This is a genomic window from Geodermatophilus sp. SYSU D01180 (assembly GCF_054050415.1).
Window position 1 is genome coordinate 561,388 of the sequence record NZ_JBJGZH010000001.1, and the last position, 14,859, is coordinate 576,246.

General features: G+C 75.3%; 14 protein-coding genes, 1 other RNA gene and 1 riboswitch. Of the genes, 11 read left to right on the forward strand and 4 right to left on the reverse strand.

Translation table 11 applies throughout. The annotated features are described in order from the left end of the window. Positions 1-127: 127 nt before the first annotated feature. Positions 128-2,080 carry an FUSC family protein gene (locus tag ACI8AA_RS02500; RefSeq protein WP_457042934.1) on the reverse strand — a complete coding sequence of 651 codons (1,953 nt, stop codon included), beginning with the start codon at positions 2,078-2,080 and terminating at the stop codon, positions 128-130. A gap of 63 nt (positions 2,081-2,143) precedes the next feature. Between ACI8AA_RS02500 and ACI8AA_RS02505 the strand changes: the two genes are divergently transcribed. The 7 genes from ACI8AA_RS02505 (at position 2,144) to nadA (ending at position 8,770) form a co-directional block, all read left to right on the forward strand. Further along, complete coding sequence (locus ACI8AA_RS02505; protein ID WP_457042935.1) at positions 2,144-2,992, forward strand: Nif3-like dinuclear metal center hexameric protein; 849 nt, start codon at positions 2,144-2,146, stop codon at positions 2,990-2,992. Positions 2,993-3,008: 16 nt separating this feature from the next. Further along, entirely contained in the window at positions 3,009-3,293 is a 285-nt protein-coding gene (locus ACI8AA_RS02510; RefSeq protein WP_456929568.1) for a DUF3311 domain-containing protein, read from the forward strand. Between the two features lie 3 nt (positions 3,294-3,296). Further along, positions 3,297-4,952, forward strand: coding sequence for a monocarboxylate uptake permease MctP (mctP, locus tag ACI8AA_RS02515; protein WP_457042936.1), 1,656 nt, complete (start codon positions 3,297-3,299; stop codon positions 4,950-4,952). Between the two features lie 89 nt (positions 4,953-5,041). Then, positions 5,042-5,782, forward strand: coding sequence for a zinc ribbon domain-containing protein (locus tag ACI8AA_RS02520; RefSeq protein ID WP_457042937.1), 741 nt, complete (start codon positions 5,042-5,044; stop codon positions 5,780-5,782). Continuing rightward, positions 5,779-6,873, forward strand: a complete 1,095-nt coding sequence (locus ACI8AA_RS02525; RefSeq protein ID WP_457042938.1) for a bifunctional RNase H/acid phosphatase — start codon at positions 5,779-5,781, stop codon at positions 6,871-6,873. Before ACI8AA_RS02520 ends, ACI8AA_RS02525 begins: the two co-directional genes overlap by 4 nt. 152 nt (positions 6,874-7,025) lie before the next feature. Continuing rightward, positions 7,026-7,616, forward strand: coding sequence for a dihydrofolate reductase family protein (locus ACI8AA_RS02530; protein ID WP_457042939.1), 591 nt, complete (start codon positions 7,026-7,028; stop codon positions 7,614-7,616). A gap of 122 nt (positions 7,617-7,738) precedes the next feature. Next, the gene (gene nadA / locus ACI8AA_RS02535) at positions 7,739-8,770 is read left to right on the forward strand and encodes a quinolinate synthase NadA (protein ID WP_457042940.1); all 1,032 of its coding nucleotides are present in this window, start codon (positions 7,739-7,741) and stop codon (positions 8,768-8,770) included. Positions 8,771-8,839: 69 nt separating this feature from the next. On the opposite strand, the gene ACI8AA_RS02540 is transcribed toward nadA, so the two are convergent. Beyond that, positions 8,840-9,589 carry a sulfite exporter TauE/SafE family protein gene (locus tag ACI8AA_RS02540; RefSeq protein WP_457042941.1) on the reverse strand — a complete coding sequence of 250 codons (750 nt, stop codon included), beginning with the start codon at positions 9,587-9,589 and terminating at the stop codon, positions 8,840-8,842. A gap of 24 nt (positions 9,590-9,613) precedes the next feature. Here ACI8AA_RS02540 and ACI8AA_RS02545 point away from each other — a divergent pair, with 24 nt between their 5' ends. Beyond that, on the forward strand, positions 9,614-9,973 hold the full coding sequence (locus ACI8AA_RS02545) for a DoxX family protein (protein ID WP_457042942.1): 360 nt from the start codon (positions 9,614-9,616) through the stop codon (positions 9,971-9,973). A 27-nt stretch (positions 9,974-10,000) separates the two neighbouring features. After that, entirely contained in the window at positions 10,001-10,720 is a 720-nt protein-coding gene (locus ACI8AA_RS02550; protein WP_457042943.1) for a PIG-L deacetylase family protein, read from the forward strand. A gap of 45 nt (positions 10,721-10,765) precedes the next feature. Here ACI8AA_RS02550 and ACI8AA_RS02555 read toward each other — a convergent pair whose 3' ends face one another. Continuing rightward, positions 10,766-11,320, reverse strand: coding sequence for a hypothetical protein (locus ACI8AA_RS02555; protein ID WP_457042944.1), 555 nt, complete (start codon positions 11,318-11,320; stop codon positions 10,766-10,768). A 249-nt stretch (positions 11,321-11,569) separates the two neighbouring features. Further along, positions 11,570-11,716: riboswitch (cyclic di-AMP (ydaO/yuaA leader) on the reverse strand. 134 nt (positions 11,717-11,850) lie between these two features. Here ACI8AA_RS02555 and rnpB point away from each other — a divergent pair. Continuing rightward, an RNA gene (rnpB, locus tag ACI8AA_RS02560) (RNase P RNA component class A) lies at positions 11,851-12,274 on the forward strand. A gap of 24 nt (positions 12,275-12,298) precedes the next feature. Here rnpB and ACI8AA_RS02565 read toward each other — a convergent pair. Then, positions 12,299-13,408 carry a tyrosine-type recombinase/integrase gene (locus ACI8AA_RS02565; RefSeq protein WP_457042945.1) on the reverse strand — a complete coding sequence of 370 codons (1,110 nt, stop codon included), beginning with the start codon at positions 13,406-13,408 and terminating at the stop codon, positions 12,299-12,301. Positions 13,409-13,750: 342 nt separating this feature from the next. On the opposite strand from ACI8AA_RS02565, the gene ACI8AA_RS02570 reads away from it, so the two are divergent. Continuing rightward, on the forward strand, positions 13,751-13,930 hold the full coding sequence (locus ACI8AA_RS02570; protein WP_457042946.1) for a hypothetical protein: 180 nt from the start codon (positions 13,751-13,753) through the stop codon (positions 13,928-13,930). Positions 13,931-14,859: the final 929 nt, after the last annotated feature.

Consider the following 14,859-nt stretch of genomic DNA (forward strand, 5'->3'; position numbering starts at 1 on the left):
TGCGCGAGCCCGGCGGCGGGGGTCCGTCGATCCCCGGGACGACGGGGAGGCGGGGCGGGACGGGGGCGGGGCGATGGCGGCGGAGCGGCACCCGTCCATGACAGCGCAGCCGCCGCGGACCGGCGACTCAGCCGCCGGGCGCGGCCGTCTCGGGACGGCGGCCGGGGGCGGCGTCGCGGACCAGCCGGCGGGCGGCGTCGACCTCGCGGGCGACCGGGGCGAGCACGCCGTCGGCGTGGATCTCGGCGTCGTCGGGAACCCGGTGCGCCCGGACGTCGTCCTCGAGCTCGCGCAGCGCCCGCCGGAGCACCGCCACCTGCGCCGGGTCGGGCTCCGGCTCCCCGCCGCTGACGGCGATGACCGCCTCGGTGACGGCGTCGGCGGTCCGCTCCAGCTGCACGATGACCGGCCACCAGGCCGCGGCGCGGGTGCTGATCGGCGGCGGCTCGGCCAGCCGGCGCTGCAGCTGCGTGTGCAGCTCGGTGAGCGCCCGGTAGGTCGCGCGGCGGGCGCGGCGGCGCGCGACCGGGTCCGCGCCGAACGCGGCGCCGACGAAGGCGTCCAGCGCCAGCGTGGCCGTGCGGAGGGCGTCCTCCAGCGGCGCCCGCCAGGTCTGCGGCCACAGCAGGTAGCCCGCGACCAGCACGATCGCGCAGCCGATGAGGGTGTCCACCAGCCGGGCGCCGACCAGCTCCGGCCCGCCGGGGACGGCGAGGTCGAGCAGCAGGATGATCACCGGGGTCTGGAACACCGAGAACAGGCCGAAGTTGGCGCCGCGCGCCCACGGCAGCAGCCCGGCGGCGACGGCCATGGCGACCACCACCCAGCCGTCGCGGGGCAGCACCGACAGCAGCAGCGAGCCGATGAGGACGCCGAGCAGCGTGCCCGCGCCGCGCTGCACCGCCCGGGTGAACACCGACCCGTAGTCGGGCTTGAGCACGATCGCGACGGTGAGCAGCACCCAGTAGGGCCGCTCGATGGGCAGCAGCTGGCGGGCGACCTCCGCGAGGGTCATGCACAGCGTCAACCGGACGGCGAACTCGCGGGTGTCGGTGCTGCCGAGGGTGCGGTCGGCCAGGTCGCGCAGCCGCTCCCGCCGGGACGGCCGGGGCGGGGTGACCGCGGCTCCGGCGCGCTCCTCGGGGTCGCCGACGACGGCCCAGGCCAGCCGCACCCCGTGGCGCACCGCGCGGCGGACGGCGGGCCCGTCGTCGAGGGCGGGCGGGCGCTCGGCGGGCAGCTCGCGGGTGCCGGAGACGGCGGCGGCGAGGGCGTGCACCGCGGTCACGTCGTGCGGGTCGGCGTGCACCCCGGTGCGGGCGGCGGCGACCGCGGCCTCCACCAGCGGGGCGGCGGCGTTGAGGACCCCGGCCAGCTCCGACAGCTGCCGGTTGCGCCCGGCGGCGAGGCTGCGGGTGCGGATGACCCGGTCGTAGGCGGCGTTGAGCGCGGTGGTGAGCTCGCGGCGGGCGTCCTCGGTGCCCTCGGTGCCCACGGCGGTGAGCAGCCCGGCGATCCGTGTGAACACCGCGGCGACGGCGCTGCGGTCGGGGTCGCTGGGCTCGGTGGCGGCCTGCACCAGCGTGGCCAGCGTCGCCCAGGCCGCACCGGCGGCGAAGAACGCCACCTCGGCCGCCGCGGGCAGCGGCGTCACCAGCCCCGACGCCAGCGCGGTGTAGACCAGCAGCTGCAGCGCGCCCAGCGACATCGCCGAGTTGACCGCGCTGATCACCGCCGCGGCCACCGACAGCACCGCCACGACGACGACCGGCCACACGCCGCCGCCGCCGGCGAACTGCCCGGCGACCAGGCCGACCGCGCCGAGGCCCACCGCGGCGGCGGTGCGGCGCAGCCGGTCGCGCAGCGGGCCGCCCTGCGGGGCGAGGGTGGCCGCGAGCGCGCCGGTGGTGGCGAAGACGCCGGCGCCGAGCGCCGGCTGCCCGCCGACGGCCAGGGCCACGGCCAGCGGCGCGGGCACGACGACGGCGAACCGGACGACGTCGCGCCACGGCACGGGTGGGGGAGTGGTGCGGAGCAGCTCCTCGAGCCACGCGGGTGCGCGCAGCGATCTCTCCGCCACGGTCCGGAGCCTGCCACCCGCGGCCGCGGCGGGCGGGACGGCGCTCGGTTAGCGTCGGCGCCCGTGACCGCCACCCTGGGCGAGGTCGTCGCCGCGCTGGAGGCCCGCTACGACCCGGCGCTCGCCGAGGACTGGGACGCCGTCGGCCTGGTCTGCGGGGACCCCGCCGAGCCGGTGGAGCGCGTGCTGGTCGCCGTCGACCCGGTGGCCACCGTCGTCGACGAGGCGCTCGAGCTCGGCGCCGGGCTGCTGGTCACCCACCACCCGCTGTTCCTCACCCCGGTGCACGGCGTCCCCGCCGACGACCCGAAGGGCCGGCTGGTGCACCGGCTTGTCCGCGCCGGCTGCGGGCTGTTCGTCGCGCACACCAACGCCGACCGCGCCCCCGACGCCGGCGTCAACGACGCGCTGGCCGCCGCCCTCGGGCTGACCGGCACCCGCCCGCTGCAGCCGGTGGCGCCCGGCTCCCGCGCCGGGCTCGGCCGGGTGGGGGAGCTGCCGCGGCCGACGACGCTGGCCGGCTTCGCCGCGCTCGCCGCGGAGGTCCTGCCGGAGACCGCGGGCGGGGTCCGCGCGGCCGGGGACCCGGACCGGCCGGTGCGCACCGTCGCCGTCTGCGGGGGCAGCGGCGGCTCGCTGCTGCCCGCGGCGACGGCGGCCGGCGCCGACGTCCTGCTGACCAGCGACCTCCGGCACCACCCGGTGTCCGAGTCCGGGGAGCGGGCGGGCCCGGCCTCGTGTGACGTGGCACACTTCGCGTCCGAGTGGCCCTGGGTCCCCGTGGTCGCCGACGTGCTGGCCACGGACCTGTCCGGCAGGGTCGAGGCGGTCGCCTCCCGGCGCCGCACCGACCCGTGGACGGTGCACCGGGGCCGGTCGGCTGGAGGGGACCCGGCCCGCGCGGCCGGCTGAGACCGGGGAGGGCGCCGTGGCCACCGCCGAACGACCGCCGACGGGAGGTGCGGCCCCCCGGAGGAGCGACCGCAGCCCCTGGAACTGGCTGCTGCTGGTGCCGATCGTGGTGCCGCTGATCGTGCCGTTCTACAACCGCGTCGAGCCGACCCTGTTCGGCTGGCCGTTCTTCTACTGGGTGCAGTTGCTGTTCGTCGGGCTGGGCGTGCTGACCACCGTGGTCGTCTACCGGGCCACCCGGCGCAGCCCCGCGGAGCAGGCCGCCGCCCGCGCCGCCATCGAGCGGGACCGGGAGCGCTGAGCCGTGGACGGGGTCAACGTCGTCGAGCTGACCATCGTGATCGTCCTGTTCCTGGTCGTCACGGTCATGGGGTTCGTCGCGTCGCGCTGGCGGCGGGCGGAGAGCCTCATGCACCTGGACGAGTGGGGGCTGGGCGGGCGCAGCTTCGGCACCTGGATCACCTGGTTCCTGCTCGGCGGTGACCTCTACACCGCCTACACGTTCGTCGCCGTCCCCGCGCTGATGTTCGGCGCCGGCGCGGCCGGGTTCTTCGCCGTCCCGTACACGGTCGTGATCTACCCGCTGGTGTTCCTGGTCGTCATCCGGCTGTGGTCGGTCAGCCACGTGCGCGGGTTCGTGACGCCGGCGGACTTCGTGCGCGCCCGGTTCGACTCCCCGACGATGGCGCTGCTGGTGGCCCTCACCGGCATCGTCGCGACGATGCCGTACATCGCCCTCCAGCTGGTCGGCATCGAGGCGATCCTCAAGGCGATGGGCGTGGAGGGCGAGCTCCCGCTGATCGTCGCGTTCGTGATCCTGGCGCTCTACACCTACAACTCGGGGCTGCGCGCGCCGGCGCTCATCGCGTTCGTCAAGGACACCCTCATCTACCTGACGATCATCGTCGCGGTGATCGTCATCCCGGTGAAGCTCGGCGGCTGGGACGTGATCTTCGGCGCGGCCGAGGAGAAGTTCTCCGCCGGCACCGGCGCGGGCGTGCTGCTGCCGGGCACCGGGCAGTGGCAGTACGCGACGCTGGCGCTGGGGTCGGCGCTCGCGCTGTTCCTCTACCCGCACTCGATCACCGGCGTCCTGGCGGCCAGCAACCGCGACGTGCTCAAGCGCAACATGAGCGCGCTGCCGGTCTACAGCCTGGCGCTGGGCTTCATCGCGCTGCTGGGCTTCATGGCGATCGCGGCCGGGGTGACGCCGATCGGCGAGGACGGCAACACGGTCGTCCCGGTGCTGTTCCAGGAGATGTTCCCGAGCTGGTTCGCCGGCATCGCCTTCGCGGCCATCGGCATCGGCGCGCTCGTGCCGGCGGCGATCATGTCGATCGCCGCGGCGAACCTGTTCACCCGCAACATCTACAAGGAGTTCCTGCGGAAGGACGCCACGCCGAGGCAGGAGGCGCAGGTCGCCAAGGTGACCTCGCTGGTGGTCAAGGTCGGCGCGGTCGCGGCGATCCTGTTCATCGACCCGCAGTTCTCCATCGACCTGCAGCTCATCGGCGGCGTGATCATCCTGCAGACGCTGCCGGCGGTCGCCCTCGGTCTCTACACCCGGTGGCTGCACCGCGGCGCGCTCATCGCCGGGTGGGTCGCGGGCATGGCCGCGGGCCTGCTCATGCTCTACAACGTCCCGCGGCTGGCGCCGGACGGCACGGTGCTGCGCGAGCACTTCGGCGGGTCGGCGTTCGCGCTGTCCAAGCTCGGCCTTGACTCGCAGTCCAGCGTCTACGCGGGCTTCCTCGCGCTGCTGGTGAACCTCCTGGTCACGGTGCTGGTGACGATGGCGCTGCGCGCGGCCAAGGTGGACGACGGCGTCGACGGGACGGCGGAGAGCGACTACACCGCCGAGCGGGAGGACCCCACCTTCCGCGACCTGCCCGACCCGCTGGAGTCCGCGCCGCCCGGCACGGCCCGCGGCGCGACGGGGGAGGCGACGGGTCGCAGGTGAGGGACCCCGTCCCTCTCGTCCCTCGCAGGCCCGGGACGACCCTCCGGACGGGGCCGGGGCGAGGCGAGGGGCCCCGGTAGGTTGAGCGGGTGAAGGCCGACCACTTCGAGCAGCAGAAGCTGCTGGCCCTGGCCGACGAGGACGTCGCGCTCACCCAGCTCGCCCACCGGAAGCGCACGCTGCCGGAGGTCGCCGCGGTCGAGGCCGCCGCGGAGTCCGAGCGCACCTTCGCCGAGGCGGAGGTGCGGGCGGAGACCGAGGTGCGCGACCTCGACCGCGAGCAGAAGCGGCTCGAGGCCGACGTCGACACCGTCCGGCAGCGGGCCGACCGGGACCGGTCGCGGATCGACTCCGGGGCGGCGACGCCGAAGGAGATCACCTCGCTGCAGTCGGAACTGCAGTCGCTCGGGCGGCGGCAGTCCGACCTCGAGGACCAGGTGCTCGAGCTGATGGAGCGCCGGGAGACCGCCGACGCCGCGCTCGCCGACGCGCAGTCCGGCCGCGCCTCCGCCGTCGCCGACCGGGAGCGGGCCGAGCAGCTGCGCGACGACGCCCTCGCCGACATCGCCGACTCCACCGCCCGGCACGAGGCGAAGCGCGCGGAGGTCGCCGGCGAGATCTCCGCCCCGCTGCTGGCGCTCTACGACCGCATCCGCACCCAGACCGGCACCACCGGCGCGGCGATGCTCAAGGCCCGCCAGTGCCAGGGCTGCCGGATCGAGCTGTTCGGCAAGGAACTCGCCGCCGTCCGCAACGCCGACCCGCACGAGGTGGTCCGCTGCGAGAACTGCGGCCGCATCCTCGTCCGCACCGCCGAGTCGGGCCTGTGAGCCGGAAGCTCGTCGTCGAGGCCGACGGCGGCTCTCGGGGCAACCCCGGTCCCGCCGGCTACGGCGCGCTCGTCCGCGACGCCGCCACCGGGCGGGTGCTCGCCGAGCGCGCCGCCTCGGTCGGCCGGGCCACGAACAACGTCGCCGAGTACGGCGGCCTGGTCGCCGGGCTGCAGGCCGCCCTCGACCTCGACGCGGGCGCCGACGTCGAGGTGCGGATGGACTCCAAGCTCGTCGTCGAGCAGATGTCCGGGCGCTGGAAGATCAAGCACCCGGACATGCAGAAGCTCGCCGTCCAGGCCCGCGACATCGCCCGGCGGCTGGGCAGCGTCCGCTACACCTGGGTGCCGCGCGCGCAGAACGGCGCCGCCGACGCGCTGGCCAACAGCGCGATGGACGGCCGGCCGGTGCACCGCGACGCCGCCGCCGAGCCGTCGGTGGCCGAGGACGACGTCCAGCCGGCCGCCGAGCCCGCCCCGGTCGTCACCACGGTCACGCACCTGCTGCGCCACGGCCGCACCGAGCACACCCCCGAGCGCCGGTACAGCGGCCGCAACGACCTGCCGCTGTCGGCCACCGGGCGGGCGGAGGCCGAGGCGGCCGCCGTCCGGGCGAAGGAGCTGGGCATCGAGGTCGTCGTCGCCTCGCCGCTGCGCCGCACGCGAGAGACCGCCGAGACCGTCGCGGCCGCGCTGGGCCTGCCGGTGGAGCTCGACGACGACCTGGTCGAGCTCGACTTCGGCGACCTCGAGGGGCTCACGGCCACCGAGGCGCAGCAGCGGCACCCGCTGGCCGCCCGCCGCTTCACGGCCGACGTGACCGTGGCCGCGCCGGGCGGCGAGTCGGTGGCCGACGTGAGCCGCCGCGTCGCCCGCGCCCGGAAGCGGCTGCTCGAGCGGTACGCCGGGAGGTCGGTGCTCGTGGTCAGCCACGTGACGCCGATCAAGCTGCTGCTCGCCGCGGGCCTCGGCGCCGGCGACGAGGTGGTGCACCGGGTGTTCCTCGAGGCGGCGTCGCTGTCGACGGTCGCGTGGAGCTCCGACGGCCGCACCTCGGTCCGGCTGGTGAACGACACCGCCCACCTGCGGTAGGACGCCCCGCGAGATCGGCGGTCCCGTGGCCATCGGGAGCTGATCGCCACGAGAGCGCCGATCTCGCGGTACTCAACCGATGAGTTGACTAGCGCCCGCCGGTCCCTCCTGCGGACGGCTCCGCCGGGGAGCCGGGGACGAGGAGGTGCGCCATGGGCCGGGTGCTGCTGTTCGCGGCGGTGTCGCTGGACGGGTACGTCGGGCGGGACGACGACATGCCCGGGCCGCTGTTCGACTGGTACGGCAACGGGGACGTCGAGATGACCTTCAGCGACCCGGACCGGCCCTTCCGCGTGACGGCGGAGACGGCGGAGTTCCTGACCGACCTGGCCACCCGGGTGGGCGTCATGGTGTGCGGGCGTCGGCTGTTCGACCTCACCGACGGCTGGGGCGGCGTCCCCCCGAACGGCGAGCACGTCGTCGTGGTCACCCACCGGCCGGCCGACGACTGGCCGCACCGGGGCACCGCGCCGTTCACCTTCGCGCCCGACGTGCCGACCGCGATCGAGCGGGCGCGGGAGCTCGCCGACGACCGGGACGTCACGGTGAGCGCCGGGGACGTCGGCGGGCAGGCGCTGCGCGCGGGCCTGGTCGACCGGGTCGTGCTGGCGCTGGTCCCGGTGGTCCTGGGCTCGGGCCGGCCGTACTTCGGGGCCGGCGGCCCGCCCGAGATCCAGTTCGAGGACCCGGTGGTGGTCCAGGGCAGGCGGGTGACCCACCTGGTCTACGACGTGCGCCGCTGACGGCGTCGGGACGGCGCCAGACGGGAAGCGGCCCGGGCGGCCCGGTGTTGTACGGGACACCCCGCCGCCGCCCGCCGCGGCGCCCCGGGGACGATGAGCTACCCCGCCCTCCGAGGAGCCCCGTGACCGCGACCATCGCGCCCGCCACCCCCACCGTCGCCGGCGACGAGCGCACCCTGTCTCCCGCCGAGTACGAGAGCTGGGCGGCGGAGGTCCGCCGGCTCGCCGACGAGCGCGGTGCGGTGGTGCTCGCGCACAACTACCAGGTGCCCGAGATCCAGGACGTCGCCCACTTCACCGGCGACTCCCTCCACCTGTCGCGGGTCGCGGCGCAGACCGACGCCCGCGAGATCGTCTTCTGCGGCGTCCACTTCATGGCCGAGACGGCGAAGATCCTCTCGCCGGACAAGACCGTGCTGCTGCCCGACCACGCCGCCGGCTGCTCGCTGGCCGACTCGATCACCGCCGAGCAGCTGCGCGAGTGGAAGGCGCAGCACCCGGGCGCCGTCGTCGTCAGCTACGTGAACACCACCGCGGCGGTGAAGGCGGAGACCGACATCTGCTGCACGTCGTCGAACGCCGCCGACGTCATCCGGTCCGTCCCCGAGGACCGCGAGGTCCTGTTCTGCCCCGACCAGTTCCTCGGCGCGCACGTCAAGCGCGTGACCGGGCGCGGCAACATCCACGTGTGGGCGGGGGAGTGCCACGTGCACGCCGGCATCAGCCCGGCCGACGTCCGCGCGCAGGTGGCCGCGCACCCGGACGCCGAGATCCTCGTGCACCCCGAGTGCGGCTGCACCACCTCGGTGCTCGACCTGGTCAGCCACGGCGACCTGCCCGCCGACCGCACCCGCGTGCTGTCCACCGGCGGCATGGTCGAGGCCGCGGCGCGGACGTCGTCGGGCCAGGTGCTGGTCGCGACCGAGGTCGGCATCCTGCACCAGCTGCGGGCGCTCAACAGCGGGACGGCGTTCATCCCGATGAACAGCCGTGCGGCCTGCCGCTACATGAAGATGATCACCCCGGCCAAGCTGCTGCACACGCTGCGCACCGGCGAGGGCGCCGTCGACGTCGACGCGGAGACCGCCGCCCGCGCCCGCCGCGCCGTCGAGGCGATGATTGCCATCGGCGAGCCCGGCCGCGGCGGCGAGTAGGAGGACCCCGCTGCCCCTCGCCGCTCGCGAGCTCGCGGCGGGACCCTGCAGCGGGGCCGTTCCAGCACGTCACCTGGTGAACAGGTAGACCGACACGGCGACGCCGAAGACGACGATCAGCACCCGCAGCGGCGTCGCCGGGATGCGGCTGGCGACCCGGGCACCGAGGAAGCCGCCGACCAGGCTGGCCGGCGCCGCGACGGCGACGACCTGCCAGGCGACCGGCCCGAACAGGCCGAACACGACCAGCGTGACCGTCGCCGTCACCGCGGAGAACGCCGACTTGAGCGCGTTGGCCAGCGGGAGCCGGTGCAGCGCCGTCCCGAGCACCCCGACGAGGATGACGCCGAGCGCGCCGCCGAAGTAGCCGCCGTAGACGGTGGCGAGGAACAGCGCGAGGTACAGCCACCACGGGTCGCGGACGGCGCCGTCGTCGCGGTCGCGCAGCCGGCGGGTGAGCAGCGGCTGCACCGCGAGCAGCAGGCTGGCCAGCAGCACCAGCACCGGCACGACGACGTCGAAGGCCTCGCTCGGCGTGGTCAGCAGCAGCACGCTGCCGGCGACGCCGCCCAGTGCCGAGACCGCGCCGAGGCGCACCAGCCGGGCGCGCTGGCCGGCGTACTCGCGGCGGAACCCGGCCATCCCGCCGAGGTAGCCGGGCCACTGCGCCACCGAGTTGGTGACGTTGGCCGCCACCGTGCCCAGGCCCAGCCCGACCAGGGTGGGGAAGAGGATCAGCGACCCGCCGCCGGCGATCGAGTTGACCGCCCCCGCGCCCAGGGCCACCGCGGCCGCGATCAGGAGGTCGCCGGCCGTCACGGGGTGCCAGCCTACGGTCGGGGCATGCGACTCCCCGCCCCGGCGACCTGGCTGGCCGCCGCCCTCGGCGGCTCCGGCGTGCTGCACCTGGTGCGGCCGCGGACCTACGAGTGGCTGGTCCCGCCCGAGCTCGGCGACGCCCGCGCCTGGGTGCTCGGCAGCGGGGTCGCCGAGGTCGGCACCGCGGCGCTGCTGGCCGCGCCGACGAGCCGCCGGGCCGGGGGTTGGGCCGCGGCGGGGCTGCTGGCCTCGTTCCTGCCCGCGCACCTGCACCACCTCCGGGTGGCGCGCGGGCGGCCGGCGCTGCTGGCCGCGGCGGTGGTCCGGCTGCCGCTGCAGGCGCCGATGATCGCCGCGGCGCTGCGGGTGGCCCGGGGCCGCTGAGCGCCCCGACCCGAGCAGACTGCCCGCATGGCGGAGGCGTTCCCCGACGACTGGCAGCGCGCCCTGGTCGTCGTCGCGCACCCCGACGACGTGGAGTACGGCTGCGCGGCCGCCGTCGCGGCGTGGACAGCGGCCGGGCGCGACGTGCGGTACGTGGTGGCCACCAGCGGCGAGGCCGGCATCGCCGGGCTGCCGCCGGAGGCCGCCGGGCCGCTGCGCGAGCGCGAGCAGCGGGCCGCCGCGGCGGTGGTCGGCGTGTCGGTGGTCGAGTTCCTCGGCCACCCCGACGGGCGGCTGACCGAGGGGCTGGACCTGCGGCGGGCGATCGCGGCGGCGATCCGGCGGCACCGGCCCGACCTCGTCGTGACCCTGCACTTCGGCGACACGTGGACGCCGCCGGGCGCGGCGCTCGGCTACTGGAACAGCGCCGACCACCGGGTGCTGGGCCGGGCGGTGCTCGACGCCGTCGGCGACGCGGCCGACGAGTGGGTCTTCGCCGAGCTCGCCGACCCGGAGCCCTGGCGCGGGGTGCGCTGGACCGCCGTCTCGACGCCGGTGGGCGTCACGCACACCGTCGACGTGACCGACGTCGTCGACCGGGCGGTGGCCTCGCTGGCCGAGCACCGCCGCTACCTGGAGGTGCTGTCGGCCGACCCGGTCGAGGAGCAGGCACGGCGACAGGTCGACATGGTGACCCCCGACGTCGACGGCCGGCGGGTGAGCGGCTTCGTGCTGTATGCCGGCTGACGGGGACGCGGCCCCGGGGGGTTCCCGGGGCCGCGTCCGGGCCGGTCAGGGGTTGAAGCTCACGTGGACGTGGTCCATGTGGTTGGCGGTGGGCGACCCGCGGTCGGCCATGCCCCGCCAGCCGGAGCTGCCGATGACGAAGATCCGCTGCTTCCAGATGACGTAGTCGACGTGGAGGCGCGCGGCGTTGTCGATGACGTACTGGGCGACGGCGTTCCCCTTGCCGGAGTCGGCGTAGACCATGAAGTCCGCGGCGAGCTGCTGGGTGGGGGAGTGCCCGGGCCGGGTGAGCACGGTGGGCACGCCGAACCGCTGTGCGACCTCGGCGACGACCGGGCGGACGTGCGCCGCCCAGGCGCTGTAGGCCGTCGAGGTGGCGGTCGGCCTGCCGGTGAGGTTCGTGGACACCGCGGCCGCGGCGGCGGGGGCGGCGGCCGGTGCGGGCGCGGGAGCCGCGGCCGGGGCGCGGTCGTGGGACCAGTCGCGGCGGGGGCCGTCCCAGTCGGCCTGGGCCACCGACTGGCCGCTCAGTCCGAAGGCGACGGCGAGGGCGCCGGCCGTGAGGGCGCGGCGGATCGTGCGCTTGCTGTGCGAGGGCATGACGAGGAGAGCTCCTGACGTCGGTTCGCGCGGTGCCGCCGTGGACTCAGGCGGGCACCCGTCGCGGGAGGACCCTGCGTGACGGCCGGCCGTGCCGCGGGCAGCTGCTCGGGGGCAGGCCGACGTGACAGGTGACCGGGGCCGTCGGGGCGCGGCGACCGGCTCTGACGGCAGGTCGCGGCGCTGGTCGCAGGGGGTGCGGGGCAGGCCGGGGCAGGCGCCGTCGGCGCACCCCGTGGTGGTTCTCCGTTCTCCCGTGGCCGCCTACCGGGTCAGCTGACGGGTTCGGGCGGGGATCTGCGCCCTACCCCCTCCCGCGTCTCGGGAGGCGGGACTCACCCCGGTGGTGCGGTGGGTCCCCGGCTCACGGCCACCCGTGGTGGCCGCGACTCGGCGGCGCCCGGCGCGGTTCCCCCGGACTGGAGGAGTGCTACGGCCGGACGCAGTCACCGTAGGAGCGTCCGCGTGGGCCCGCAGCGCGGACTCCGGAGTTCCGCTGAGCAGGTCCGTAGACTGGTCGGCACGACGGACGAGTCGGCCGGGCGGTCGCGTCGGCGGGGGAGACCCCGCCGCCGAGGAACGTCCGGGCTCCACAGGGCAGGGTGGTCGCTAACGGCGACCCGGGGTGACCCGCGGGACAGTGCCACAGAGAACAGACCGCCAGCAGTGCCTCCCCGGAGACAGGGCTGGTGAGGGTGAAACGGTGGTGTAAGAGACCACCAGCGCACCGGGTGACCGGTGCGGCTCGGTAAACCCCACCCGGAGCAAGGTCGAGAAGGGACGGCGGCCGGGAGACCGGACGCCGTCCTGCGCAGGCGTTCGAGGGCTGCCCGCCCGAGCCTGCGGGTGGACCGCTCGAGCCCGCCGGCAACGGCGGGCCTAGATGGATGACCGCCCATCGGGAGGCCGCGAGGCGCCCGAGGACAGAACCCGGCGTACAGGCCGACTCGTCCGTCGACCCTTGCCTGACCTGCGCTTTCAGGTCCGGCGGGGGTCCCCGTTCCTCAGATGTTCCTCAGCAGCGGGAGCCAGTACGGCGTCCACCGCAGCCCGCGTCCGGTCGTCGGAGTCCGGCCACAGGTGGCTGTAGGTGTCGAGGGTCTCGGAGGCGCTCGCGTGGCCGAGTCGCGCCTGGACGGTCTTGATTGATTCGCCGTGCCGGATGAGCAGGCTGGCGTAGAAGTGCCGGAGGCCGTGGAAGGTGACGCTGTCGTCCAGGCCGGCCGCCCGGACGGCCGGGCGCCACACCGTGGCGGAGAAGGCGGTCCGGCGGATCGGGTCGCCGAGGTCGGTCGTGAAGACGAAGCCGTCGCTCGGCCACCGGGCGAGGTGGGCGGCGAGGGCGTCGACGACGACCTGCGGGAGCGGTACTACCCGGACCGAGGCCTGGGTCTTGGGCGGCGCCAGGTAGGGCGGGCGGTCGGGCATGGTGACCAGCTGCCGGTCGACGGTCAGTTGCCGACGGAGGAAGTCGATCCGGTCGACCGTCAACCCGAGCGCCTCGCCCTGCCGCAGACCCGTGCCGGCGGCCAGGGTGACCAGCGCCCGGTAACGCTCGGGGACGGCGTCCGTGAGCGCCCGCACGGCCTCGATCGACAGCGGCTCGATGCGCTGTTTGTGGACCTTGGGCAGCCGCGTCCCCGTGCAGGGCGACGCGATGATGCGACGGTCCCGGACAGCGGCCTTGAAGACCGCGGACAGGATGCGGTGGACGACGCCGACCGTGCCCGGCGCCAGTGTCTTGGACAGGCGCTTGACGAGGGCCTGGACGTCGCTCGGGAGGACGGCGGACAGCTGCTTGTCACCGAGGCTCGGGTAGACGTGCCGACGCAGCATCGTCTCGACGTGGGCGGCGGTGGTCGGCCGGTGCACCTGGGCAGCGCGCCACTGCTCGGCGTACTCGCGGACGGTCTGGCGGCCGGCCGCGGGGTCGACGTACTGGCCGGTGACGATGCTGGTGCGGACCTCGTCGAGCCAGCGCTGGGCGTCGACCTTCCGCGTGAAGACGCGGGACCGCTGCGGGCCGCCGGGGGTGGCGCGGTAGCGGGCCTGCCAGGTGCCGTTGGGTCGCCTCGAGATGCTCGCCATGCCGTCTCCTCGCGCGGGACCGAGCGGGCGGGATCCCCGGCCACTGCACTTTGGCTAGCGCGCGGCCGCACGCATTGGGCTGATGCGGCGGGATCTGTGGAGCGGCCGGCGCCTGTGGACGGGCGGAGCTCCGTGCACCGCAGCCGGACCGGAGGCTCGAGGCCGCCTCATCACTCTGGCGACGGCACTGCAGAACGTCTCCAGTTCCCCTGCAGTGGGGAGGCGGAAGGCCAGTCGGCTCTTTTGGGCGCTGGGTGTCCGATGGTGACGTCGTGGCTCGTGGAAGCGCTCGTCACGGGCCGGTTGCTACGCCGATAAGCGCTACCGGGGACTGCGGCGTCGGTGGCGTCGCCGCGTCCTGGGTCCGCTGCTCCTGATCGTCTCGCCTTCCTCGTCACGGGCGCCGCGCTGACCGCGCTGACGGACGGCGGGCTCCATGGGGGCGGCGGCGTGGTGCTCGGCATGGGCCTCGCGCCGTTCGTCATCGCCTGGCGGACGCCGCCCGCGCACATCGAGATTTGAAACATGGGCGCAGAGGGGGAGTGACGGACCGAGCGCGCGCTCAGGCCGCAGGGCCGAGGGGGCACGCTGCCGGCGACGACGAGGGGCGCCGCCGTGGTGCCCCGGCGTCAACGGTCACATCCATCCGCGCCCGCCGAGCGTAAAGCTGCTGAGGGATGACGTTGGTGGCGACGACCCGGCCGACGCAGGCTCGGCCCAATAGCGGCGGCATGCACCGTATGAGCGGCGGGGCCTCCGCCGCGGAGGCTGTGCCCCGCCAACTTCCGCGGGTCTTCGACCACTGGAGAGGTGCTGCAGCTCCGGCTCAGGACAGGTCGGGAGCGCCGGTCCGGCGGGCCCGCCACCGGTACGACCGCAGCACACACTCCAGTGCCCGGCCAAGGCCGGGGAGGTCGCGGTCATAGAACCGGCCGTCGCTCAGCTGGCCGGCGAGCTCACCGAGCAGCTTCGCCCAGTCCCGGCGGGTCGGCTTGAGAGGGACAGCGATCTGGACCCGCCGCTCGACCACCTGTACCGCGGTCCGGCCGGAGGCCGCAGCGCGGGTCTGTTCCCAGGCTCGGTGGCGGCAGGTGCCAGAACACCACTTGGGGATCGGTCCCCGGCTCCTCGGGGTGATCGGCCCACTGCACCACCCACAGGTCCGCGCCGCGGCCCGTCGCTTGCGACCGGCCACCCCAGCGTCGGGCGCCCTTCCGGCCTTGGTGGCCGGCGTCTGCTCCGCCCGCTGGCGACGCCGGGACTCCTGCTCCCGCCGTTGCCGCTCACGTTCACGCTGTCGCGCTCGGTATCCGGGGCTCCCGTTGTGTCCCATGCCGATGACGCTGCAGATGAGCCTTGAGCAACTCGTCACCACGAGTTGCGGAACCGCAGGTGCAAGACGTGTGTGGCACTTGATCTTGACGATCTCCGGTGCCAACAGATCGGGCTTT